The 21,091-nt window shown below is 64.5% G+C and carries 23 protein-coding genes and 1 tRNA gene; 4 read left to right on the forward strand and 20 right to left on the reverse strand.

Features of this window, described 5'->3' with window-relative positions; genetic code table 11:
• Positions 1-41: 41 nt before the first annotated feature.
• The 11 genes from SKP52_RS21510 to SKP52_RS21555 form a co-directional block, all read right to left on the reverse strand.
• A complete protein-coding gene (locus tag SKP52_RS21510) occupies positions 42-401 on the reverse strand; it encodes a hypothetical protein (RefSeq protein ID WP_228383732.1) in 360 nt (119 codons plus the stop codon).
• An 85-nt stretch (positions 402-486) separates the two neighbouring features.
• On the reverse strand, positions 487-774 hold the full coding sequence (locus SKP52_RS21515; RefSeq protein WP_148309206.1) for a hypothetical protein: 288 nt from the start codon (positions 772-774) through the stop codon (positions 487-489).
• On the reverse strand, positions 771-1,406 hold the full coding sequence (locus SKP52_RS21520) for an RNA polymerase sigma factor sigma-70 region 4 domain-containing protein (RefSeq protein ID WP_148309207.1): 636 nt from the start codon (positions 1,404-1,406) through the stop codon (positions 771-773). Before SKP52_RS21520 ends, SKP52_RS21515 begins: the two co-directional genes overlap by 4 nt.
• A 2-nt stretch (positions 1,407-1,408) precedes the next feature.
• Positions 1,409-1,990 carry a sigma-70 family RNA polymerase sigma factor gene (locus tag SKP52_RS25710; protein WP_081997477.1) on the reverse strand — a complete coding sequence of 194 codons (582 nt, stop codon included), beginning with the start codon at positions 1,988-1,990 and terminating at the stop codon, positions 1,409-1,411.
• Positions 1,987-2,508: a hypothetical protein gene (locus SKP52_RS21530; RefSeq protein WP_228383733.1), complete on the reverse strand. Its 522-nt coding sequence runs from the start codon at positions 2,506-2,508 to the stop codon at positions 1,987-1,989. The genes SKP52_RS25710 and SKP52_RS21530 overlap by 4 nt, the downstream gene beginning before the upstream one ends.
• Before the next feature lie 361 nt (positions 2,509-2,869).
• Positions 2,870-3,103 (reverse strand): hypothetical protein, encoded by a 234-nt coding sequence (locus SKP52_RS25715; protein ID WP_187337270.1) that lies wholly within the window; start codon positions 3,101-3,103, stop codon positions 2,870-2,872.
• A 300-nt stretch (positions 3,104-3,403) separates the two neighbouring features.
• Positions 3,404-4,345: a HEPN domain-containing protein gene (locus SKP52_RS21535; RefSeq protein ID WP_039578625.1), complete on the reverse strand. Its 942-nt coding sequence runs from the start codon at positions 4,343-4,345 to the stop codon at positions 3,404-3,406.
• 120 nt (positions 4,346-4,465) lie between these two features.
• Positions 4,466-4,876, reverse strand: a complete 411-nt coding sequence (locus tag SKP52_RS21540) for a hypothetical protein (protein WP_039578629.1) — start codon at positions 4,874-4,876, stop codon at positions 4,466-4,468.
• Between the two features lie 408 nt (positions 4,877-5,284).
• On the reverse strand, positions 5,285-6,385 hold the full coding sequence (locus SKP52_RS21545; RefSeq protein ID WP_039578633.1) for a helix-turn-helix domain-containing protein: 1,101 nt from the start codon (positions 6,383-6,385) through the stop codon (positions 5,285-5,287).
• Between the two features lie 33 nt (positions 6,386-6,418).
• Positions 6,419-7,027: a hypothetical protein gene (locus SKP52_RS24855; RefSeq protein WP_052208700.1), complete on the reverse strand. Its 609-nt coding sequence runs from the start codon at positions 7,025-7,027 to the stop codon at positions 6,419-6,421.
• A gap of 283 nt (positions 7,028-7,310) precedes the next feature.
• Positions 7,311-7,586, reverse strand: a complete 276-nt coding sequence (locus SKP52_RS21555; protein ID WP_039578638.1) for an HU family DNA-binding protein — start codon at positions 7,584-7,586, stop codon at positions 7,311-7,313.
• A 386-nt stretch (positions 7,587-7,972) separates the two neighbouring features.
• On the opposite strand from SKP52_RS21555, the gene SKP52_RS21560 reads away from it, so the two are divergent.
• The gene (locus SKP52_RS21560) at positions 7,973-8,176 is read left to right on the forward strand and encodes a helix-turn-helix transcriptional regulator (protein ID WP_039578641.1); all 204 of its coding nucleotides are present in this window, start codon (positions 7,973-7,975) and stop codon (positions 8,174-8,176) included.
• A 12-nt stretch (positions 8,177-8,188) separates the two neighbouring features.
• On the opposite strand, the gene SKP52_RS21565 is transcribed toward SKP52_RS21560, so the two are convergent.
• The 6 genes from SKP52_RS21565 to SKP52_RS21590 all read right to left on the reverse strand — a co-directional run bounded on the left by SKP52_RS21565 (position 8,189) and on the right by SKP52_RS21590 (position 15,558).
• A complete protein-coding gene (locus SKP52_RS21565) occupies positions 8,189-9,421 on the reverse strand; it encodes a tyrosine-type recombinase/integrase (protein ID WP_039578645.1) in 1,233 nt (410 codons plus the stop codon).
• Positions 9,422-9,584: 163 nt separating this feature from the next.
• A tRNA-Glu gene (locus SKP52_RS21570) sits at positions 9,585-9,660 on the reverse strand.
• Between the two features lie 103 nt (positions 9,661-9,763).
• Entirely contained in the window at positions 9,764-11,533 is a 1,770-nt protein-coding gene (recJ, locus tag SKP52_RS21575) for a single-stranded-DNA-specific exonuclease RecJ (protein WP_039578647.1), read from the reverse strand.
• Complete coding sequence (locus tag SKP52_RS21580) at positions 11,530-13,047, reverse strand: PH domain-containing protein (protein ID WP_039578649.1); 1,518 nt, start codon at positions 13,045-13,047, stop codon at positions 11,530-11,532. Before SKP52_RS21580 ends, recJ begins: the two co-directional genes overlap by 4 nt.
• Positions 13,044-13,571, reverse strand: coding sequence for a PH domain-containing protein (locus tag SKP52_RS21585; RefSeq protein ID WP_052208702.1), 528 nt, complete (start codon positions 13,569-13,571; stop codon positions 13,044-13,046). The genes SKP52_RS21580 and SKP52_RS21585 overlap by 4 nt, the downstream gene beginning before the upstream one ends.
• 25 nt (positions 13,572-13,596) lie before the next feature.
• Positions 13,597-15,558: an alkyl/aryl-sulfatase gene (locus SKP52_RS21590; protein ID WP_039578651.1), complete on the reverse strand. Its 1,962-nt coding sequence runs from the start codon at positions 15,556-15,558 to the stop codon at positions 13,597-13,599.
• A 65-nt stretch (positions 15,559-15,623) separates the two neighbouring features.
• On the opposite strand from SKP52_RS21590, the gene SKP52_RS21595 reads away from it, so the two are divergent.
• Positions 15,624-16,109 carry an NAD(P)H-dependent oxidoreductase gene (locus tag SKP52_RS21595; protein WP_039581985.1) on the forward strand — a complete coding sequence of 162 codons (486 nt, stop codon included), beginning with the start codon at positions 15,624-15,626 and terminating at the stop codon, positions 16,107-16,109.
• 222 nt (positions 16,110-16,331) lie between these two features.
• Here SKP52_RS21595 and glpX read toward each other — a convergent pair whose 3' ends face one another.
• Positions 16,332-17,303, reverse strand: a complete 972-nt coding sequence (gene glpX, locus SKP52_RS21600) for a class II fructose-bisphosphatase (RefSeq protein ID WP_039578653.1) — start codon at positions 17,301-17,303, stop codon at positions 16,332-16,334.
• A 111-nt stretch (positions 17,304-17,414) separates the two neighbouring features.
• On the opposite strand from glpX, the gene SKP52_RS21605 reads away from it, so the two are divergent.
• Complete coding sequence (locus SKP52_RS21605; RefSeq protein WP_228383734.1) at positions 17,415-17,837, forward strand: hypothetical protein; 423 nt, start codon at positions 17,415-17,417, stop codon at positions 17,835-17,837.
• Here the strand turns inward: SKP52_RS21605 and SKP52_RS21610 are convergent.
• Together SKP52_RS21610 and SKP52_RS21615 are read right to left on the reverse strand one after the other, a co-directional pair.
• The gene (locus SKP52_RS21610; RefSeq protein WP_052208704.1) at positions 17,834-19,165 is read right to left on the reverse strand and encodes a homoserine dehydrogenase; all 1,332 of its coding nucleotides are present in this window, start codon (positions 19,163-19,165) and stop codon (positions 17,834-17,836) included. The two genes, SKP52_RS21605 and SKP52_RS21610, sit on opposite strands and share 4 nt — an antisense overlap.
• A gap of 108 nt (positions 19,166-19,273) precedes the next feature.
• A complete protein-coding gene (locus tag SKP52_RS21615) occupies positions 19,274-20,083 on the reverse strand; it encodes a hypothetical protein (RefSeq protein ID WP_321164061.1) in 810 nt (269 codons plus the stop codon).
• Positions 20,084-20,425: 342 nt separating this feature from the next.
• Here SKP52_RS21615 and SKP52_RS21620 point away from each other — a divergent pair, with 342 nt between their 5' ends.
• Entirely contained in the window at positions 20,426-21,082 is a 657-nt protein-coding gene (locus SKP52_RS21620; RefSeq protein WP_039578659.1) for an energy transducer TonB, read from the forward strand.
• Positions 21,083-21,091: the final 9 nt, after the last annotated feature.

Below are 21,091 nucleotides of genomic sequence, written 5' to 3' on the forward strand. Positions count from 1 at the left end.
CTCTACTGCAAAAGGCTCCCGTCGGCTGGGCGCGCACAGTTTCAGCGCGCGTCCCCGATTGGCATGATATCGCCCAATTCCGTTTCGTCTCTTAGGGTGCTGGCGATCATGGCATCATGTTCGGCAAAGACACGTTCGATATCCTCTCGCTTCTCAAATAGAAGCTTGGCCACGCCCGCCGTCATACCGCCTTCTTCGCCGACACGACCAAGAACATCGGCAAGGTCTGCAAGGGGCGCTTTCTCCGGGCCGGCGTGAAGCATGCCCTTGCCATCCCGATAAGCAGCGGACGGCATCCGAACTGCGATGACCGCATCGTCTGCTGCAATGGTTAACCAGATATTGATTTCCAGACCGGTTTGCGACGAGCCGATAGCAGCCCGGCCTGCTCCACTCTCCATCAGCGCGCGCTAATCTATCGGGCTCTGGGATCTGCCCATGTCGTCTCCGCTTCAAGGGTGGTGCGGCAAGCGGTGCATCGATCCCCTAACCGTAAATGGCGAATCGGATCATCTCCCACCGCCATTCGAGCGACAGTCGTTTCACCATGAGCGCGAAGCGAATGCGCGAGGCCAGCGACGGATATTCCTCGTCGAGGATCGCATAGCAGGCTTGCTTGCGGCGGCGTTCGACTTCGGCGCGGCCGATGCCGAGGTACGGGGCGATTTCCTCATACGGTCGGCCATGATGATGGAAGAGAACCCAGACCTGCTGCGACAGTTCGGGTTGGTCGAGCAGTCGCTCCGGAACCTGTATCGTGTCGGCTACCGTCATCTGCCTTTCCACCGGCAAGGGACGCCGCCGTCGACGATACTCGGAATAGCCATGCGGGTAGCGATGATCGGGAACAAGGGGTCGGCCAGCCATTCGTCGAACGATTGCCAGCCGGCGCCGCGGAGCGCGTCGTTGACGCGCCACAGTTGGTCGCGCCGACGTCGGCGCCACGGTCCAACGAAGCGCCATTGATCGACCGTGGCGACGCCGGCCCGGCGCGACCGCGCCACCGCTTTACGCAACGCCTTCGGCAATTGCGCGAGGATGAACGCGGCGGCGGCCTCCTGATCGTCGGCGATACCGGCAATCGGATCGGGCCATAGAATGTCGCCCGGAGAGCCACTCTCGGCGAAGGCGGTCGCGAGTGCTTGCCTATAGCGTTGTTGCAGGCGCGCCTGCAAGGCGGCGGTCGCCGGCCCGACGCCGGGCACCGAGTCCTTATAGCAGACGTGCGCCCACACGATCGCGCGCGCATCCATGAGACAGCTATTGATGGTGTCGCGATTGGCCCCAAGTTCCTCCGCTATCGCGCCGATTTCGACACCGTAGAAGTTATGGAGCAGGAACAGCGTGCGCGGGAGTGCGGGCACCCGTTCTATCGCGGCGCAGCGCTGACGATCGAGGCCGGACATGATCAGCGCCCCCGTTCGCATGGGGTTAAATGGTGCGTCGCGCGAAGCGCCGTACAGGCGGTTGCCCATTCCCCCGACCATTGCGCTGCGACCGCCGCGCGGCATCGCGCGAGCGCCTGCACCATATGATAATCGACGGTTGTGATGCCGATGCCAAGTTGCGCGGCAATCTCCTTGTAGCTCATCCGCCGCACCCGACGCATCAAGAAGACGCGCCGCGTCTTGGGCGGCATGGTGCGAACGGTCTGCCGATAGACGCGGAACAGGTCGATTGCCTCGATCCGCCATGTCTGCTCGGCTTGTGACACCGCATCGCGTTCCTCGTCGAGCGGATAGAAGGCGGTTGGGCCGCATGTCTTCTGGCGCGCGCGGTCGATCAGCAAATTGCGTGCGATCCGGGTCAGATAGGCTTGAGGACATTCGGTCCGCTCGAGGGCTCCGCTGCGCAGCAGCCGTGCAAAGGCTTCCTGCGTCAGATCGGGCGCTGCGTCGCGCCCGGCCCTTCGTCTGAAATATACATGTATCCGCTCGCGCTCGTCCCGATAGAAGGCGTCGAAGGCGGCGGTCGAAACCGGCGCGGTCATGACCGCGCCCCCTTGCGCTGGCGCGTGGGCAAGGGCGCATCGCGCGAGGCGCGACAGAGGGTGATGCCCGCTTCGATGCGGTCGAGGATGAAGGTGTCGCGTTCGACCTTGGCGACGCGGATGTCGGCCTTGGAGTAAAATTCAAGGCCGACCGCGCAGCGATTGCCGAGCTCGCTGCCGATGACATCGCGGGCGCGGGTCCAGCTTTCCGCTTCCTTGAACAGCGGATGATTGACGACGATCCAGAACTCATAATCGGAAAAATTGATCGCATCGTCGTCTTCGTACCAATTCTTCCGCGCATAGGGGCCGATGAGGATGATCCGGCGAATCTCGCCCGGCTCGGGCGCCTGCACGCGGGTTGGATCGAAGCAGGCGCGCAGGATGCGCGTGATGCGCTCGACCTCCTGCTGCTTGCGGCGGATCAGGTGGCCGACGCGCGCCATCACGACTTCGCGCGCGTAAACGTCGTTCGGGGGATTCATTTGCAGCTCGCACACCAGCGGTCCGCGCAGCACGCGCGGATGTGCAAGCGGTGTCCGCTGTTGCCGACCTAGCGGCTTACAGCAACTGCCCGACCGTGATGGCCGAACCTGCATGATGCCTGGCAGGGTAATCCTGAAGGATGGCCGCCAGTTACTCCATCCCGTGGGCGGGATCATGCCAGAATCAGGGAGCTCCGACAAGACGCCGAGCGGGTCGGGCTAATCGCGCGCGGCGGCCTCCAACGCGGTGATGCGTTCGGAGCGGACATGGTGGGCGACGCGGCCAAGGCCCTCAACGCGCCCTGTACAAGCAGCTATCGCACCTCGTTATGCGAAAGGGCGACAAGGCCATCGCCCTGCCGCCCTTTCGTGTTTCGGCTACGCCGGGCGTAAATTAGATCTGCGGAGTAGGGGCGGGCTCTTCGCTGGGAGCGGGCGCAGGCTCGTCCGTCGGTGCGGGAGCGGGTTCTTCCGCGGGCTTGGGTGCCGGGGCGGGCTCGGTGGTCGGTTCGGGAGCCGGTGCAGGCTCTTCCGTCGGCGCGGGGGTTCCGGTTTCCTGAGCAACAACCGCCAGCGGCGAAACAAGGAAGCTCACCGCCACGGCGGACGCAATCGCAATCTTACGCATGATATCTCCTAGCTATTGAGCGATGGGGCTGAAATGGAACCCCTCGATCGCACCAAGCCTGCAACTTTCCGCAGGCTAGGGGTCGCAACGTGTCCCGTTCCCGGATCGTTGCAGGAGGCCGGCAATCGCCTGCGCATAGTGAGGCAGATGCATAGATTTGCGCGGCGAACCGTTCACGCCAAAAGGTCCCGCCGGTTACGGCGAGGCACGTTTTGGGCGCACCATCGTCCCACGCTCGGTTTGAGCGACAGACCGCCCGACGTTCGCAACCGCCGCAAAGTTGCATGGCGGGAGCCATTTCTACGCGCGTGTCGAGTTGACTCCGTTGCGGGCCTCTATTTCCAAAATCGCGATCCGTTCGGAACAAACTTGATGAATGACGCGGCCCAATTCCTCGACGCGCTCGCCGAGCCAAGACAATTCCTCCGAACTGATCTTGTAGTGTTTTGAGTACCTGGCCTTCGTATAGGCCTCTTTCAATTTCTGGAACATCGCCCGCTCGCGGCGATTGGTCTCCGGCCAGACGCCATATAGGCGCCGGTCGAGGCCTTCCGCCAGCGAGCGGAGGAAAGCAATATTGTGATTGTAGGGCGTGTAGAAGGTCAGCGTGAGCAGCAGTCCCTGATAGAGCCGTTCCGTAGCTTGGTGTAGATCGAAAGCCGCCTTCTTGAGCTTTCCGCGTGCTTGCGCGTCTTTGAATCCCTCATAGAAATCTACCGAGCCTGCAATTTCTTCCTCAAAGTACCCTTTCGCAACCGCCAGAGCCTGTTGAGGCGTCTTGGGACGCGGTGTCGCCAGTTCGCTGCTGTCAGTTTCGTAGAGCGCGATGCCATCCTTAGCGACCTCCATGAAAAAGACGCGGCCATGCGCGAGCCCATCGTTCACCTCATGCAGCGAATGGACGATGAAATTGACTGGCGTGCGTAGCGTTTTCTCGATCGTATAGGCACGGATCAGCCGTTCCTCGGTCTTCGCCCAATAGGCGGCGCGGTCGGTGAGCTCCTTCTGGCTGACGATTACGAGAATGTCGTAATCGGACTTATACTGGTTCGCCGACAGCGGCGCATCGACCCAATCGCCGCGCGCGTGCGACCCAAACAATATGATTTTCAGGATACGGGCGCCCTTGCGGCGCCCGGTCGCATTCTCGGTCGCCTCGCGGAACTCGTCGAAAATGATCTCGACGATGCGCTCAAGTTCGCGCTGCTTGGCCGCAGGAAGATGGTCGACGTCGGTACGCATGGGTGCCAGAATCTTCGGGCAATGCCCGTCACTTGGCAAGGACAGAATGCCCGGCGCTTTGCGCCGGGCAAAAAAATGGAGAAACGAAACCGCTCCTCCATGAAGATTGCTGCTTGCAGTTCAGGCGGCTCGGCGCATTTCCGGTTCGGCGTCAATTTCCGCCGGAACCAGAAGCGGCGCGATGCGCTCGCTCCGTTCGACACAGCCGATACCGCCGCGTTCCGTATAACCGCGGTCCGTCACAGCGATGATCGAACCGTTCCACGATGTTGTCACGCCCATCAAGCGGCCGATTTCGGCGTCTGTCGCCGGCGCAACCCGCAAGGCCCATCCGACGTTCAGTTCCGCCGGAGCATCGGGGACCGGCACGGTCGTCTTGGTGAGGGGAATGGAGCGGCTTGCCGGTGTGCGGCAGTCGGCAACAATTTTCGCCCACTCTTCCAGGGGCGGCGGCGGCGGAATTGCCTGTGCCGTATTTGCCGCGAGGATGGCGCAACAAACGAAAAGTTCTATCATGCGGCGCTGCTTCATTCGGGCCCTCCTGGGCGGTCGATCCCTAAATCCATCGATTCGCTCACTTTATCAGAACAGTCCATTGCCGCATTGCAGTTTGTCAGAGTCTCTTCGAATCGAACAGGAACAGTGACCCCGGATGCGCGGCAGCAGGTTACCAATGGCGAGCGTCCGCTACCTGCAACGAGGTGAGCCCAAAGGTCAGGCCTTGTCCTCGACGCCGCGCCCTTCCCGGACGGGCCGGGTGAGGGATTCGCAACGCGACACCTCGTCGGGGTCGAAGCGGGCGATATTTTCGATGAGCGATCATCACGGCATCAGCCGACGAGGCGGCGCGTAGCGGAGTAGAGCGCGGCCGCCATTGGCGGGGCGCCACTGAGCGCTCATTCTGCACTCATATTCTCCCGCTCTTCGGAAAAATGTAGGCTAGCGTCTGATGGGCACGACATTCGTCATGTCCGTGTCTGCGTCGGGTGGCAAGTCCAGCCCGGAAACGCTTTCGAACATGCCATCTTCCAAGCCTGCGTCGGCTGCGATCCGCCGCACAGCTCCAGGCGAAGCCTGCTCAAGCGCTGTCATGGCCGAAGGCAGCAATTCGGGCTCCTCTGCAACTATAACATCGTCATAGCGTTCGAATTTGCGTTGCCCCGTCTTGCTCAGATGAATGTAGCCCGTCCGATATTGATCCGCCGACACGATCCTCAGATCATAGGCGCGACGAAGGATAGCCGAAGCGGCAACCTTCCAGCGCAACTTCATCTCGAAGATAGTCTGCCAGTTGAGCATTCGCCCGCGCGGAAATTCGTGGATGAACGCCGAGCGCGGAAGAAGAAAGGCGCTTGCGAAGCGATTGGCTTGATCTTCCGTGACCTTGTCGCCGGTCACAATACCTTTGTGCATGACGAGGTGACCGCATTCATGTGCCAAGTCGAAGCGAAGGCGACAGGCGCTTGGCTTGGCCTCGCTCCGAATGATCATCGGCCGGGGTCGGTCAATGGACAAGGCATCGACCCGTTCCGAAACGCCGCCAAAGAAGCTCACTACAGCGCCAGCATTTTCTACCACCCGCATCATGCTCGAAATCGGGCCTGTGCCCAATTTCCACTGATGGCGTGCTTCTTCGGCTGCACTCTCGATGTCGGCGGTGGACGTAACCGGGAGATCAGGGAATGAAACGTCCGGCAGTTCCAGAGCGCGATCGAGACGATCAATGAAACCATCAAGTAGCGTACCGCGTGCCAGCACCTGACTGACCACCGAAACGGGCGTCGTTCTTTGCTTGCGAAAATGGCACTGATCTGCCGACACCCCGCCCCGGGCGGGCAACGTGAAGAAACGCGCGGTCACTCCCAATGCGGCGGCGAGCGCCTCGATCATTACATCTGTCGGCTGCTTCGTACCCTGTTCAAGTTGGTTCAAATATTGACGTGTGGCACTGACGCGACTGCCCAGCTCGTCAAGAGTGAGCCCCTTGGCGACACGCGCAAGGCGCAGGCGTTCGCCATCGAAGACTTGCGTTCCGACCATGATCTCATCCGATCAATTCAAACCGGTGCGCCGTTAGGCGTCCGTGCCATCTTCCGCAATGTCGCGGTCGGTACGAAGCCCAACGCTGGGAGCCGCCAGTTCGACGCTCTCCGAGGCCGCATGTCCCACGGTGCCGGCAAATGTCGGCAAGCCGTCGAGCGGTACGTCCCAGATCAGAACCGCGGATTCGCCCCGCAAACCAACAAATTTCACCGCAAGCACGCTGCCGTCGATGTCGGTCTCCACCGCGAAGCGATAGGCAAGATCCCGGCCTTCGTCATGCTCGGGAAAAAGGATTTCGAGCTGGCGCAGTTCACCGAAGGTCTGCCGCAGCGTCCGGTCGGTCGGTTCGCCGGCGTCGCCCTTATAAATGCGTACAGGTACCTCTCCGATCTTGAAAATAAGCTGGAGAGTACGATCAATCGCGGTCAGCCAAACATGATCGCCGCTGTCAATTGCGCGCAGGATACGGTGCCTGCAAAACTGGAATGCCCGGCATCCGTGAGTCCAGCCATTGTCACCTGCCTCCTCGTCAAACCGCTCGAGAGCGGCGTGACGACCGTCGACCAGCATGGCGGCAACAATCTTGATTCGATCCTCGGTCAGGTCCGGATGATAGTCCCACGGATAAATCTTGGTCATCGAAGTCCCCAGTTGCTGGCTTGTTGCGCGCCACAATGGGCTTTTTCTATTATTTGTCAACCGATATGATTTTTGTAAACCGAGGGCCTGAGAGGCTGCTTTGAAGACATGGGAGCATTTGCAACATCATGCGGAGCAGACTCAGTCCTGGATTCCCCAAAATGCCGCAAAACCGTGCAGAACTGAAGCGTTCGAGAGAGCCCGCTATCGACCGCTGCCACTTGTATATTTAACATCTGCTCGCACCTTTCCCCGCCGGCAACGCCGGCGAGGAAAGATCAGATCAGCCGTTGAGGCGGTCCTTGATGGCCTTGGCTGCGCCAAAGGTCAGTTTCTTGGACGCCGCGATCTGGATGGTCGCGCCCGTCGAAGGGTTGCGGCCTTCGCGTGCTGCCGACGCTTTGACCTTGAACTTGCCAAAGCCGTTGACCGAAACTTCCTCGCCCTTGGCGGCGGCAGCTGCGATCGCGGCGAAGACGGCGTCGACGGCCTTCTTTCCGTCCGCTTTGCTGAGGCCGAGCGCGGCTGCAACGCTATCCGAAAGTTCGGTATGGTTCATTTCAAGTCTCCACAGGCGCCCGAGCCAATCCCGAGCGGCTCGCCGCTATAGGTGCGAGATCACCCAGTCGCCATCCCGGCATAGGTGATTGGCCGTTAGTGAGGATCGAATCGTGCGGGGTTACCTTGGGAGCGAGGGGAATAGGAATCGTACGTTTCGTGATGAGGCCCCGGTCGGACGGTGCCAAGCCTGGCACCAAGCCCCCTCGTTGGGACAGCATGGGAAATTATTTTCGCATATGGATTGGATGCTGCCGAACGCTAGCGAACGCAGCGGGACACAGGGACGTGTAAGCACCATTTTTGGCACTCTTGCGCGATTTTTAATCATCGCCAATTCTCCCGTCCAGGGGAGCCCACCAACCGCCAGACGATGGGACACAGGCCATGCAAAACTCCGAACGAATCATTCGTCTCCAGACCGTGCTCGCCCGCACGGGCCTTTCGCGATCCACCCTCTATCGTAAGATAGCAGAAGGCACTTTCCCGGCGCAATTGAAGATCAGCGTGCACGGCGCCGGATGGCATGAATCCGCCATCAACCGGTGGATCGCCGATCCCGTGCGTTACCGTGAAGGTTGCGCCGAATGACGCAAGGCCGGGTCAGTCTCCGGCCTTCGCCTTCTTGAAATCGCCGTTGATGATCATCGCACCATCGCGAAGGAAATCGAGATGATCGGACCAATGCTGCATCATGCGGACGCGCTCATCCCAATATTCGCCGCGCGTATAAGCCCGGCGCACCGCATTGTTGTCCTGATGGGCAAGCTGCCGCTCGATCGCGTCGGGATGCCATAGGCCCATTTCATTGAGCAGCGTTGCCGCCATCGCCCGGAAGCCGTGGCCGGTCATTTCATCCTGTGCATAGCCCATGCGGCGTAGCGCGGCGTTGACGGTGTTTTCCGACATCGGCCGATCGACCGAACGCAGCGACGGGAACAGATAAGGGCTATATCCCTCGTCGTGCTCGATGGTTTCGAGAATGGCGAGCGCCTGCCGAGAAAGAGGGATGCTGTGGGCGCGGCGCATCTTGGTCTTGTGTTTCGGGATGATCCACAGCTCCTTGTCCAAATCGAAGTCGGCCCATTCGGCAAAGCGAAGCTCGCCGGGGCGCACGAACACATGGGGTAGGAGGCGCAGCGCAGCCTTGGTGTTGGGATGCCCCTCGAACGCCTCGATAGCGCGGAGCAGGCCGCCCGCTGCATTGCCGTTCGTGATCGCGGCGCGGTGGACGGGCTGGGGCGCAATGAGCGCGCCGCGCAGATCCGCCGCCACGTCACGCTCGGCGCGGGCCGTGGCGATACCATAGCGGAATATTTGGCTGCACGTGCTGCGAAGTCGCTTGGCGGTCTCGTATCGGCCCTTGCTCTCCATCTTACGAAGCATCACCAAAAGCTCCTGCGCGGAGATGGAGGCGATGGGGCGCGTGCCGATGGACTCGTTGATGAAGTCCAGCAGCCAACGCAGCTTTTTCATGGTGACAGCCGAACGGCCTTCCCGCTCGACCTTCAAAAGCCATTCGTCGGCCACTGCCTTGAAGCTGTTGGACGCCGCGACAGCGGCTGCGATCTTTTCGAACTTGATTTGCTGGGCCGGATCGTCCCCGCGCGCCAGAACCTTGCGGGCCGCGTCGCGTTGCTCGCGGGCTTCGGCAAGGCTGGTGTCGGGATAGACGCCGAACGCCAGCGTCTTCTGCTTGCCGAAGTGGCGGTAGTTCATGCGCCAATAGCGCCCGCCATTGGGGGTCACATAGAGGAACAGCCCCTCAGAATCAGTGATTTTGTAGGGCTTTTCGCGGCCCTTTGCGTTTTTGATAGCAACAGCGGTAAGCGCCATGATGGTATCTCCTGATCAAGGAGGGCCGCGCTACCATCAAATATACCATCGAGATGGTGGTATCCGGTGGCACGAAGCCGCTCCATATGGGATACCTATACCACAAAAAACCGCAGAAATCAGCCATTTATGGCACATTCTGGAACCCTCTGGGAAAGAGAGTTGGTGACCCCTACGGGACTCGAACCCGTGTTTTCGCCGTGAAAGGGCGACGTCCTAGACCGCTAGACGAAGGGGCCGTCTGATCGGTGAGCGGGCGCCTTAGACGGGCGTTTCGGCGGGGTCAAGCATGGGGCGCCGTGGCCGCGTAAAAATATTGCGCCGCAGCGGATCAGCCGGTGCCTAGTCGGCCCACGCGGCGTCCTCGAGGTGGAGTTCAGCCGCCGGTCGGCTGCCCCAATCGTCGCGTTTCGCGCGGCCCGCGAGCCACAGCTTGCGATTGCCGCGCGTGTGCAGCAGGGCCTGCCCCAATTCGGTCTCGGCGCTGCGAAAGGCCACCGCCTTGAACCGCGCGCCATCGTCGCCCGATACGATCAGGCGGACATGGTCGGTGCCGACGATCCCCGATTCGACGATCCGCACCGGCCCGGTCGCGACGCGCGGCGCGGGCCAGCCCGCGCCATAGGGGCCCGCGCTCTCGATCGCATCGCACCACAAAGGGTTGATCCCGCGCGGCGCCAGTACCGCGTCGATCAGCAGCGACTTGTCGCCGCTCGCGCGCTCGACATCGGCGGCGAGGCGGTCGTTGAGCCAGGCGCCGAGCGCATCGACCTTGTCGGCTTCGACGGTCAGCCCCGCCGCCATCGCATGCCCGCCGCCCGCGACGAGCAGGCCGCTTTCCTTGGCGGCGAGGATTGCGGCGCCCAGGTCGACGCCGCTGATCGAGCGGCCGGAGCCTTTGCCGATGCCCGCGTCATCGAGCGCGATCACGATCGCGGGGCGGTGCAGTCGTTCCTTGAGGCGTCCCGCGACGATGCCGATCACCCCGGGGTGCCAGCCCTGTCCGGCGACGATCGCGACGGGGGCGTTGCCGCACGCGCTGCTCGCCGCCATCGCCTCTTCGAGCACCCCCGCCTCGATTGCGCGGCGTTCCTCGTTGAGCCGGTTGAGTTCCTGCGAGATGTCGGCCGCCTCCTGCGGGTCCGACGTCGTCAGCAAGCGCACCCCGAGGTCGGACTTGCCGACGCGCCCGCCGGCGTTGATCCGCGGGCCAAGCGCAAAGCCCATGTCGCTCGCGCTCGGCGGCTTGGTCAGCCGCGCGGCGTCCATCAGCGCCGCAAGGCCGGTGTTGCCGCGCCGCGCCATCACCTTCAGCCCCTGCGTCACCAGCGCGCGGTTGAAACCGGTGAGCCGTGCGACGTCGGCGACGGTGCCCAAGGCGACCAGATCGAGCAGGTCGATGAGCGCGGGTTCGTCGCGTGTCGCGAAAAAGCCGCGCGCGCGCAAAGTGCGGAGCAGCGCGGCGCCGAGCAGGAAGGCGACCCCTACCGCGGCGAGATTGCCGTGGATTGCGGCGTCGGGCTCCTCGTCGAGCCGGTTGGGATTCACCAGCGCAAAGGCCACGGGCAGCGTCGTCGCGCACTGGTGATGATCGACGACGATCACCTCGACCCCCGCCGCCTTGGCTTCGGCAATTGCGTCGAACGCCTGCGCCCCGCAATCAACCGTGACGACGAGCTTCGATCCCGCCTCGCCGATCTTGACCAGCGCAGCGCCCGAGGGGCCATAGCCTTCCATCAGCCGGTCGGGGATATAGGCGCCCGCAGGTAGCCCCAGCCCGCGCAGCAGCCGCACGAGCAGAGCGGCCGAGGTCGCACCGTCGACGTCATAATCGCCGAAGATCGTCACGGCCTCTTTGCGCTCGACGGCATCGGCGAGCCGCGCGGCGGCGGCGTCCATGTCTCGGAACAGCGACGGGTCGGGCATGAAGCCGCGCAAGGTCGGCGCGCGCTGCCGGTCGAGGTCGTCGCGCGTCACGCCGCGCGCGAGCAGCAATTGCGTGACGAGATCGTCGGGCGCGAGATTCTCCGACGCCATGTCGGCGCTCGCGCGGCGCCAGTGCCAGGGTTGGCCCTTGATCGAGTGCGTGATGCCGAGTGCAGTCTCGCTCATGACCGCGCCCTCGCGGCGAGGATGCGAGTGCGCAGGTCATGCGCGGCGGCGAGCGGGATCGCAGGTATTTCATGCGTCGCAAGCGAACTGCCGCCGGGGACGCCGAACACCAGGGTCGCGAGGCCGAGGGGGCGGAGGATGAAGTCGCTCTTGAGGTCGAGGCTCTGCACCGACGCGTGGGGCAGCAATGTCATCTTGGGTTTCCACCATCCGCGCAGGATCGCGACCTGCCCGCCAAGGTCGGCCCAGCGGTGGTAACGCGCGGCCCAGAAGGCGATCAGCGCGATCAGCGGCGCTGCGACCAGCGCCAGCCAGCCGACCGCATTGCCGAGCAGCAGCGCAACGCCGCCGCCGACCGTCGCGCAAAGCGCGCCGATCACAGGCCCGAGCGCGACGATGCGGTGGCTGCGCTGCCACGGCTGGCCGGCATCGGGGCGCTTTATGGCGACCTCGGCGAGCACCGGGTCGATCTCCCCCAGCTTGGCGAAAGGCACGACCTGATGGTCGCGCTCCTTGCCGCCGTCGCTGGCAAGGCTTTGCAGGCGCAGCTCGTGCCAGCCGAAGCGCTGGCGGAACCAGCCGGTGACGAGGATCGCCGCCTGCACGCGCTTCACCGGCACCGCGACGTCGGTGCGCGTCGTGAGGCCGCGGGTGCGACGCAGCGCGCGCGGCTCGCGCGTCAGGCGGAAGTCCCAGTTGGCGAAGACCATCGTCGCGACCCCGCTCAAGAAACCGATCAGCAGCAGCGACAGCAGCGCGCCGACTCCCGCGATCCAGCGGTGCGCCAGCAGCCATTGGTCGAGCCCATAATCCTCGGCGATATCGACCCAGTCCATCGGGTTGAAGACGTTGAAATCGAACGGCAGCAGCCCGTCGAAGAATTGCATGCCCGCGCCGACGACCGCAAGCGCGGCGAGCGAGAAGTTGAACAGCCCCGCGACGAGCAACCGGCGCGGCTCCATCGTGAACAACAGCCGGTCCTCAATGGCCGGCGCCGTTCCGGACGCATCGGCTGTGACCGGTGCGGCGACGGCCTCGCCGCTGCGGTGCGCGCGGATCGTCGTGCGCAGTGCCTGCGCGGAATCGAGCGCGATAGCATCGAGGCTCGCGTCATTTTCCTTGCCGCCCGCGCCGGTCTCGAACCCGACCTTGGCGATGCCGAGCGCGCGCGCGACGAGCCCCTGCTCGATGCTGACGTCCTGGATGCGGTCGAAAGGGATGGTGCGGTGCTGGCGCGAAAAGACGCCGCTTTCGATTATCACCTCGTCATCGCCGACAAGGAAACGGAAGCGGAGCCACTGGAACCAGGCGGCGGCCAGCGAGATCAGCAAGAAGGCGCCGACCGCGGGAACGATCCAGATCCAGTTGCCGGTAAAACCCAGCGCGGCGACCGCAGGCAGGAACTGCAACGAGCGCGGCCCCAGCTTGACGACCGCCAGCGCGAGCGTCGCGGGGTGCAGCCGCTGCCAGTCCGGCTCCGCTTCGGCCGTGGCTATGGCAGCAACGTCGCTCATGCGAAGTCGGTCTGGATATGGCGGCGGATCGTCTCGCGCATCGCGGCGGCGAGGTCGCTGTGCAGGCCCGGCAGCGTCACCGTGCTATTGTGCGTGCCCGACGTGTGGACGATCAGGTGCGACAGTCCGAACCAGCGCTCGATCGGCCCCTGCCCGACGTCGATATGCTGGACGCGCACAAAGGGGACGATGGTATCGGTGCGGAACAGCCAGCCGCGCGCAACGCGCAGCTGCCCGTCGCCGATCTTGTACCCCCAGCGCGACACGCGCCGCGACGGGAAGGTGACGATCATAGCGATCGCGATCAGCCACGCCGCCGCGGTGATCAGCCCGTACGGCCCCTCGATTTGCCGGATCAGCAGCGCGTCGAACACGCTCGCGCCGATCGCAAGGGGAATCAGGTTGAGCGCGGTCGCGATGCGCAAAACCTGCGCATAAGCGGGGTTAACCGGGTCGAGCCCCTCGGCGGCATTCAGCGCATCGGGATCGAAAGGGTCGGTCGGGTGCGCGGGGGTGTCGGTCATATTCCTCCGATAGTCGGTTACGTCCTCACGGTTCAACCACATTGAAGCGCGGATCGGCGGGCGGGTGCAGCGCGAACCACGACAGGAACGCCATGCGGTCGCCGTCGATCTTGATCGCGCCCGACTGGATCAGCGCGGGGAATTGCGCCTGTCCCAGCATCACATCGTCGAGCGTTGCCCGATTCATGGTGATCGTTGCGGTCGGCGCGGGGTCGGTCACGCCGTAACGCGGCACTTCGACTCCGCCGCCGACGACGATCGCGACCGTCTCCTTGCTGTCGGGCAGCACGAACTGGAATGCCCCCTTTGCCGCGCTCCCTTTCGCCGCATCGAAGCGCGCCGCGAGCGCGTCGAAAAATACCGCGGTCGGGATCGCGCTGATGAACGACCGGCTCTGCCCATTGCCCGACAGGCTTTCGACTGCGGTGCCGCGCAGGCTCGCCGCAGCGGCGAGATAATAATTCCGCCATGCGCCGGACTCGGCCTGATAGCCCATCTGGTCATAGGCCGAGGCGAGCGCCATGCGGGCGTCCTTGTTGGTCGGTTCGGCAAAGACCAGCTTGTTCAAAAGCTCGGCCGCCCAGCGATACTCGCCCGCCGCGACCGCGGCCTTGCCCGCCGCGAGCAGCTTGTCGGCGCCGCCCGCGAGCGCGACATATTTGGGCGCCGATTGCTCGGGCGGCAGCGGGTTGAAATTGGCGGGGTTGCCATCCCACCAGCCGAAATAGCGTTGATAGGTCGCCTTCATGTCGTGGTTCAGCGTGCCATAATAGCCGCGCGTCGAAAAATCCCTGCCCTGCACCGGCGCTTCGGCGGTCTGGTCGGCAAGCTCGTGCAGCGTCGCACCGCGATTGGCGAGGAACAAGGTGCGATCGTGAACATAGCGATAGGCATCGCGCTGGTTCGCCAGCAGCGCCGACACCTCGCCCGCGCCCCATGTCGGCCAGTGATGCGACGCCAGCGCGACCTCGGCCGTGCCGCCCCATTTCAGCAGCATCGCGTCGATCACCTTCGACCAGCGCAGCGCATCGCGCACCTGCGCGCCGCGCAGCGTCAATATATTGTGCAGATTGTGCGTGACCACCTCGGTCGTGTGCAGCGCCTTATAAGCGGGGATATAGAAAACGAACTCCGACGGCGCCTCGGTGCCGCCTGCGTCGAGGAAGTCGAAGGCGAGCCCATCGATCGTCAGCGTGCCGCCTTTTTCGCCGACACTCTCGGTCGGCTCCATATAGCCGATCGTGCCCGACGACAGCTTTGGCCCCAGCCCGGTGTCGACCTGCCCCGTCGGGCCGGGGGTCAGGATAGACCCGAACATATAGAGCGCGCGCCGTCCCATCGCCGTCCCGGCGAGGACATTCTCCGAGGTCGCTTCCTCCGAAAAACCGTGCGGTGCGATGATGCGGATCTTCTGCGCCTTGACCTGTTCGGGGGTGACGATGCCGCCGACGCCGCCGAAATGGTCGCTGTGGCTGTGGCTGAAGATCACCGCCTTGATCGGTCGCTTGCCCGACTTGGCTTCGACCGTGTCGGCGAATAATTTCCAACCCGCCGCCGCCGTCTCTTCGGACAGCAAAGGATCGACGACGATCCACCCCGTCTTGCCGCGGATGATCGTCATCACCGACAGATCATAGCCGCGCAGCTGCCAGATCTTGTCCGGCACAACCTCGAACAATCCGTGCACCGCGTTCAGCCGCGCCTGCCGCCACAGCGACGGATTGACCGTATCGGGGGCCTCGGCCTGGCTCAGAAAGGCATAGGGACGCCGGTCCCACACAATCTTGCCATCGGCGGTCTGGATCACCCCGCCCGGAATCTCGGCGAGCTTGCCGCGCATCGCATTGGCCTCGTCGCGCGGGTCGTTCAGCGGCAGGCGCCCCGCGATCTCGGCCTGCGCGGTGCGCGTCGCCTCGCTGGCTGGGTCCTGTGCGATGGCGGCGAAGGGCAGGCTGCCGGCAAGCAGCAGGGCGGTCAGTCGGCGCATATCATCTCTCCCCCATATTTCGGGGCAGCTTGCGCCGCGGCCCGGTGCTTGGCAAGCATCGGCGTATGATCGACGCGCCGCACCTGCTCATCGCCTGGCACAGCCGCACTGGCGGCAGCGAAGCGCTCGCACGCGCCGCGGCCGAGGGGGCCGCGAGCGCGAAGCTCGTCGCCGCGGACGAAGTCACGCCCGAAGGACTGCAAGCTGCGGGTGGCTATCTCTTCGTCGGTCCCGAAAATCTCGCCGCGCTGTCGGGCGCGATGAAGGAAATGTTCGACCGCTGTTATTATCCGTGCCTCGGCCGGCTCGAAGGCCGCCCTTATGCGACGATCATCTGCGCGGGATCCGACGGCGAAAACGCCCAGCGCCAGCTCGACCGCATCGCTACCGGCTGGCGGCTGAAGCGCGTGGCCGATCCGGTGATCGTGAACACCGCCGCGCAGACGCCCGAAGCGATCCTTGCGCCCAAGACGATCGCCCCCGACCGCCTCGCTGAAGCCCGCGACCTCGGCGCCGCGCTGGCGGAGGGTTTGGCGGCGGGGATTTTCTGACAATGCCAACGTTCATCCGAGCTGTATTATTGAGATAATACGGCAAGGATGGTCGGAAGGTCAAGGCCGCGCGTCGGCGCTGGGGCGGGGAGCTGGCTTCCCCATTTTCGTCATCCGCGCGAAAGCGGGGACCGAGCGCGTCCGTCGGCTGGCCTAGCCCTGGGTTCCCGCTTTCGCGGGAATGACGAAGTAAGCGGAGCGTCCGGTGCAGGTCGAACCCCGTCAATGCGACCGATGCTCGCCCTTCACCCAGCGCACCGTGCCCGACGAAGCGCGCATCACCACGGTTTCGGTCGTCATCACGCCGTCGCGGCGGCGCTTGACGCCGCGCAGCAGCGATCCGTCGGTGACGCCCGTCGCGGCGAAGATGACGTCGCCGCTGGCCAGGTCTTCGAGGTCATAGACCCGGTCGAGATCGTCGATGCCCCATTTCTTCGCGCGCTTCCGCTCGTCGTCGTTGCGGAACAGCAGGCGGCCCTTGAACTGGCCGCCGACGCAGCGCAGCGCGGCGGCGGCGAGCACACCTTCGGGGGCGCCGCCCGAACCCATATAGATGTCGATGTTGGTCTCGGGGTTGGTCGTCGCGATCACGCCCGCGACGTCGCCGTCGGGGATCAGCGCAACGCCGCAGCCGATCGCGCGCAGTTCGGCGATGATCGCCTCGTGGCGCGGGCGGTCGAGTACGCAGACGATGATCTGTTCGGGCGGGCAGCCCTTTTCGCGCGCGACGGCTTCGACATTTTCGCGCACGCTATTGTCGAAATTGACCACGCCGGGTGAATAGCCGGGGCCGACCGCGAGCTTGTCCATATAGACGTCGGGGGCGTTGAGCAGGCAGCCCTCTTCGGCGATCGCCAGCACCGCGAGCGCGTTGGGTCCGGCCTTGGCGGTGATTGTCGTGCCTTCCAGCGGGTCGACCGCGATGTCGATCTTCGGGCCCTTGCCCGGCGCATTGCCGACCTTTTCGCCGATATACAGCATCGGTGCCTCGTCGCGTTCGCCTTCGCCGATGACGATCGTGCCGTCCATATAGAGCGTGTTGAACGCGGTGCGCATCGCCTCGACCGCGGCGGCGTCGGCGGCTTTCTCGTCACCGCGGCCGATCAGCTTCGCGGCGGCGATCGCCGCAGCTTCGGTGACGCGCACCATTTCGAGCACGAGCACCCGGTCGAGGTTGCTGCCGGTATCCGTCATCTTTCGCACTCTCCGTCTTTACTTGTCCCGCCCCGTCGGCATGGTGGGCGCCATATGGTTGCCCGCGCCACTTGTCGAGAACGCTTCGCCCGATTCGGTGCGGCTTTCGCCATGAGCTGTGTCATCGCGATGACGGGCGCCGGGGCCGTCATGGCGCAGACGCAGGGCCCGCCCGCACCGCCGCCACCGCGCGATGCCGAAAGCGCCGCCGCCAGGGCAAAGGAAATGGTCGACCCGATCAAGCGCTGCCGACCCGCCGATGACGGCTCGATCAATGTTTGCGGTTCCGACACCGATCTGCACCGCCTGTCGCCCGAACTGCGCGCGATCGCGGGTATCGGCAAATCGACCGACGACGGCCTGCCGCGCGCCGCGGCGCAGGCGATGACGCTCGACAAACTGCCCTATAATTGGATATCTCTCGGCGGCCGGTACAAACGCGGCCCCGAATATAATGCGCAGTTCGAAGCGATGAAACGCGCGACCGACCCCGAAACGGGCACCCCGGCGCCACCGGAGGAAGAAGAACCCTAAAGCGCGAGGATCGGCATGTGCATCGGCGTGCCGACGACATGATCCGACGCGGCGAGGATGTCGAGCGCGGCGTGGATCGTGCTGGCGGGGCCTTCGTGGGTGACGAGCACGATCACGACGCCGCTTTCGTCGTCGCTGCCGCGCTGGATCAGGCTTTCGATCGACACCCCGGCATCGCGCATCGCCGCCGCTATCTCGGCAAGCACGCCGATCCGGTCCTCGACGATCAGCCGGACATAATGTTTGCCGATCCGCGCCCCCGCGTCGGCGATGGGTGCCGCATCGAGCGAATCGACCGGCATCGCAAAGGCCGGGCCATATTCGTCGCGCGCGATGTCGATGATGTCGGCGACGATCGCCGACGCCGTCGGCCCCGCGCCCGCGCCCGCGCCTTCGAAAAAGAGGCGGCCGACGAAATTGCCCTCGGCAACCACGGCGTTGAGCGCGCCGGGAACATAAGCGAGCGGATGGTCGGCGGGGACAAGGCACGGCTGGACATGCTGGTAGAGCGCGCCCCCGTTTTTGGCGCTATCGCGCTCGGCCATCCCAATCAGGCGGACGCGGTGACCGAGTGCTTCGGCCTCGCGAATATCGGCGGCGATCAGCCCGCGGATCCCGTCGGCGGTCACCGCGCCGATGTCGAGCCGCGTCCCGAAACAGAGCGCGGCGAGGATCGACAATTTATGCGCGGCGTCGATGCCGTCGACATCGAAGGTCGGGTCGGCCTCGGCATAACCCTCGGCCTGTGCGGCGCTCAGCGCATCGGCGAAGCTCGCGCCGTTGCGCTCCATCTGCGTCAGGATATAATTGCAGGTGCCATTGAGGATGCCATAGACGCGCGCGATCTCGTTCGCCGAGGCGCCTTCGCGGATCGCCTTGATGACGGGAATGCCGCCCGCGACCGCGGCCTCATATTTCAGCGGCGTGTCCTTTTCCTCGGCCAGCCGCGCGAGGTCGAGCCCGTGATGCGCGATCATCGCCTTGTTCGCGGTGACCAGCGCCTTGCCAGCGCCGAGCGCGTGGCGCGCCAGCGTCAGCGCCGGGCCGTCGGCGCCGCCGATCATCTCGACGACGACGTCGACATCTGCAGCCGCGACGAGCGCGTCCATATCGTCTTCCCAGCGATAGGGCGACAGGTCGACGCCGCGGTCCTTGTGGCGGTCGCGCGCCGACACGGCGACGATCTCGATCGCGCGGCCTGCGCGGCGCGCGATCAGCTCGCGGTTGACCTCGAGCAGCCGCACGACCCCGCCGCCGACGACGCCAATCCCTGCGAGCGCGACGCGCAGCGGCGGGCGGGGGGCGGTCGGGGCGGAATAAGGCGACATGCGAGGACTCCGATAAGACGCGGAGCTTCGCCCCGCCGTTGCGAGCGCCCTATCGGCTTTTGGGACGGAAACAAGCCCGGCGCGCCTTAGACGCGCCGAAGCAAATCTTTACCCGACCGGCGGCTTGCGCGTGCGCGTGCATTCGCCGAGCGCGCCCAATATGACGCCATAGTCCGACGCCGCCTTACGGCGATCCTCGGGCGCGGTGCCGGCGAGCTTGTTCAGCGGCAGCTGGCGCGGCAGCCCGCATGCGAGCCGGTACCAGGCGAGCGTATTGCGCGCGGGCACCGCCGCCGAGCCATCGACGATCTCGCCGAACGCCGCGGCCCAGCGCCGCGAGCCATCGGCGGCGGTCAAAATCGTCAGCGACACTGGCTCGCCCGTACTCGTGTTGAGAAAGACCTGCGTCTCGCCCTCGCCGGGCAAGGTGCCGGGAACATGGAATCCATTCGCGATGCCGGTGATCGCGGGCGCCGCGCCGGGCTTGACGAGCTCGGTCAGCACTGCGCGCAACTGCGCCTCTGTCGCCGGATCCCACGGCAGCTGGGCGTCGGGGGCGATCAGCTGGACGCTGCCGGTGTTGCTGCTCCCCGCCGCGGTCCCGGCGACGGGGCGGGCGAAGACTAGGACCGGCTGCTTTTTCTTCAGCTTCGGCGGCTTGCCCTTCGCGTCGAGCGGCAGATCGACGAGATAGGAGATTCGCGCTGCCAGCGGCCCCGATCCGCGAATCAGGCTGACAACGTCGGACTCGACATAGAATCGGGCGTGACCCGCCGCGACTCCGGGGGCCTGCTCCGGTTTGAGCACTGCGGCCTTATATATGCGCGCATGGAGCGCGATTGGCGCCGCGCTCGCCAGATCGGCGATGTCGGCATAGCTGTACGGGCTGGGGGTGGGCGCCGCTACGGGCGCCTGCATCGCGGAAACACTTGGGATTCCAAGACTCAAGGTCAAAATGCCGGCGATGGCCGCCGGGTGGGGGAGGCGCATGATCATTCGTCTTTCCATCGTTTATGACACCGTTATCGGCAAACAAAACCCCATCATGGGACAAGGCACATTAACCGCTGATAAAGGGTTTGCGAATGTGCCGCCACCGCGATAGGACGGGCCGCGAAGCGTCCGGCAAAAACATAATAAGCCGAACGTAGCGCCGTCGGGTCTCGCACAACGCATCGGAAATCATCCGGGCATTTGGCAACCGAACCCGTCGGCAGGGAATTGGTGTCAGGATGATCTAGCAAGGAGCGTCGTCCCTGAATGGCTTATGGTGATAATGTCGACCCTAAAAATAGGGTAGTGGCGATTGTCTTGGTTGGTCTGCTTACAGCGGTTCTGGGCTATGGCCTGGTTAACGGCTTGAATATCAGTATCGTCAAGAAACTCGCCGAAAAATTGGATGTGGTGGACGTTGAAGAGCCGCCGCCGCCGGAGGAACCCCCGCCGCCGCCGCCGCCAGACAACAAGCTGCCGCCGCCGCCGCCGGTTGTGACGCCGCCGTCGCCGATTCCGCCGCCGGTAACGACGAACACGATTCAGTCGGTGCCGAAGGCTCCGCCGACGCCGCCCCCGCCCGTCTACACGCCGCCGGCACCGCCCGCGCCGCCGCCGACGCCCGATCTGAGCGCCGCCGGTACGCCGCGTGGCAACCCGGGCCGCTGGGCGACGAACGACGACTATCCGGCACGTGCGATGCGCGAAGAGCGTGAAGGCACCACCGGCTTCCGCGTCACCTATGGTGCCGATGGTCGCATCACGTCGTGCGACGTGACCTCGTCGAGCGGCCATGCCGATCTCGATGCCGAAACCTGCAAGCTTATCCAGCGCCGTGGCCGGTTCAATCCGGGCAAGGATCGCGCGGGTAACCCCACGGGCGGCTCGTACAGCAATCGTATCCGTTGGCAGATCCCGCGCTGATCGCGCGGC

Source organism: Sphingopyxis fribergensis, from assembly GCF_000803645.1.
Classification (GTDB): domain Bacteria; phylum Pseudomonadota; class Alphaproteobacteria; order Sphingomonadales; family Sphingomonadaceae; genus Sphingopyxis; species Sphingopyxis fribergensis.

Excerpts from the sequence above, each read along its gene's own strand:
- SKP52_RS21510 (WP_228383732.1), bottom strand. The coding sequence starts at position 401 with ATGGAGAGTGGAGCAGGCCGGGCTGCTATCGGCTCGTCGCAAACCGGT.
- SKP52_RS21515 (WP_148309206.1), bottom strand. The coding sequence starts at position 774 with ATGACGGTAGCCGACACGATACAGGTTCCGGAGCGACTGCTCGACCAA.
- SKP52_RS21520 (WP_148309207.1), bottom strand. The coding sequence starts at position 1,406 with ATGTCCGGCCTCGATCGTCAGCGCTGCGCCGCGATAGAACGGGTGCCC.
- SKP52_RS25710 (WP_081997477.1), bottom strand. The coding sequence starts at position 1,990 with ATGACCGCGCCGGTTTCGACCGCCGCCTTCGACGCCTTCTATCGGGAC.
- SKP52_RS25715 (WP_187337270.1), bottom strand. The coding sequence starts at position 3,103 with ATGCGTAAGATTGCGATTGCGTCCGCCGTGGCGGTGAGCTTCCTTGTT.
- SKP52_RS21535 (WP_039578625.1), bottom strand. The coding sequence starts at position 4,345 with ATGCGTACCGACGTCGACCATCTTCCTGCGGCCAAGCAGCGCGAACTT.
- SKP52_RS21540 (WP_039578629.1), bottom strand. The coding sequence starts at position 4,876 with ATGAAGCAGCGCCGCATGATAGAACTTTTCGTTTGTTGCGCCATCCTC.
- SKP52_RS21545 (WP_039578633.1), bottom strand. The coding sequence starts at position 6,385 with ATGGTCGGAACGCAAGTCTTCGATGGCGAACGCCTGCGCCTTGCGCGT.
- SKP52_RS24855 (WP_052208700.1), bottom strand. The coding sequence starts at position 7,027 with ATGACCAAGATTTATCCGTGGGACTATCATCCGGACCTGACCGAGGAT.
- SKP52_RS21555 (WP_039578638.1), bottom strand. The coding sequence starts at position 7,586 with ATGAACCATACCGAACTTTCGGATAGCGTTGCAGCCGCGCTCGGCCTC.
- SKP52_RS21560 (WP_039578641.1), top strand. The coding sequence starts at position 7,973 with ATGCAAAACTCCGAACGAATCATTCGTCTCCAGACCGTGCTCGCCCGC.
- SKP52_RS21565 (WP_039578645.1), bottom strand. The coding sequence starts at position 9,421 with ATGGCGCTTACCGCTGTTGCTATCAAAAACGCAAAGGGCCGCGAAAAG.
- recJ (WP_039578647.1), bottom strand. The coding sequence starts at position 11,533 with ATGAGCGAGACTGCACTCGGCATCACGCACTCGATCAAGGGCCAACCC.
- SKP52_RS21580 (WP_039578649.1), bottom strand. The coding sequence starts at position 13,047 with ATGAGCGACGTTGCTGCCATAGCCACGGCCGAAGCGGAGCCGGACTGG.
- SKP52_RS21585 (WP_052208702.1), bottom strand. The coding sequence starts at position 13,571 with ATGACCGACACCCCCGCGCACCCGACCGACCCTTTCGATCCCGATGCG.
- SKP52_RS21590 (WP_039578651.1), bottom strand. The coding sequence starts at position 15,558 with ATGCGCCGACTGACCGCCCTGCTGCTTGCCGGCAGCCTGCCCTTCGCC.
- SKP52_RS21595 (WP_039581985.1), top strand. The coding sequence starts at position 15,624 with ATGATCGACGCGCCGCACCTGCTCATCGCCTGGCACAGCCGCACTGGC.
- glpX (WP_039578653.1), bottom strand. The coding sequence starts at position 17,303 with ATGACGGATACCGGCAGCAACCTCGACCGGGTGCTCGTGCTCGAAATG.
- SKP52_RS21605 (WP_228383734.1), top strand. The coding sequence starts at position 17,415 with ATGAGCTGTGTCATCGCGATGACGGGCGCCGGGGCCGTCATGGCGCAG.
- SKP52_RS21610 (WP_052208704.1), bottom strand. The coding sequence starts at position 19,165 with ATGTCGCCTTATTCCGCCCCGACCGCCCCCCGCCCGCCGCTGCGCGTC.
- SKP52_RS21615 (WP_321164061.1), bottom strand. The coding sequence starts at position 20,083 with ATGCAGGCGCCCGTAGCGGCGCCCACCCCCAGCCCGTACAGCTATGCC.
- SKP52_RS21620 (WP_039578659.1), top strand. The coding sequence starts at position 20,426 with ATGGCTTATGGTGATAATGTCGACCCTAAAAATAGGGTAGTGGCGATT.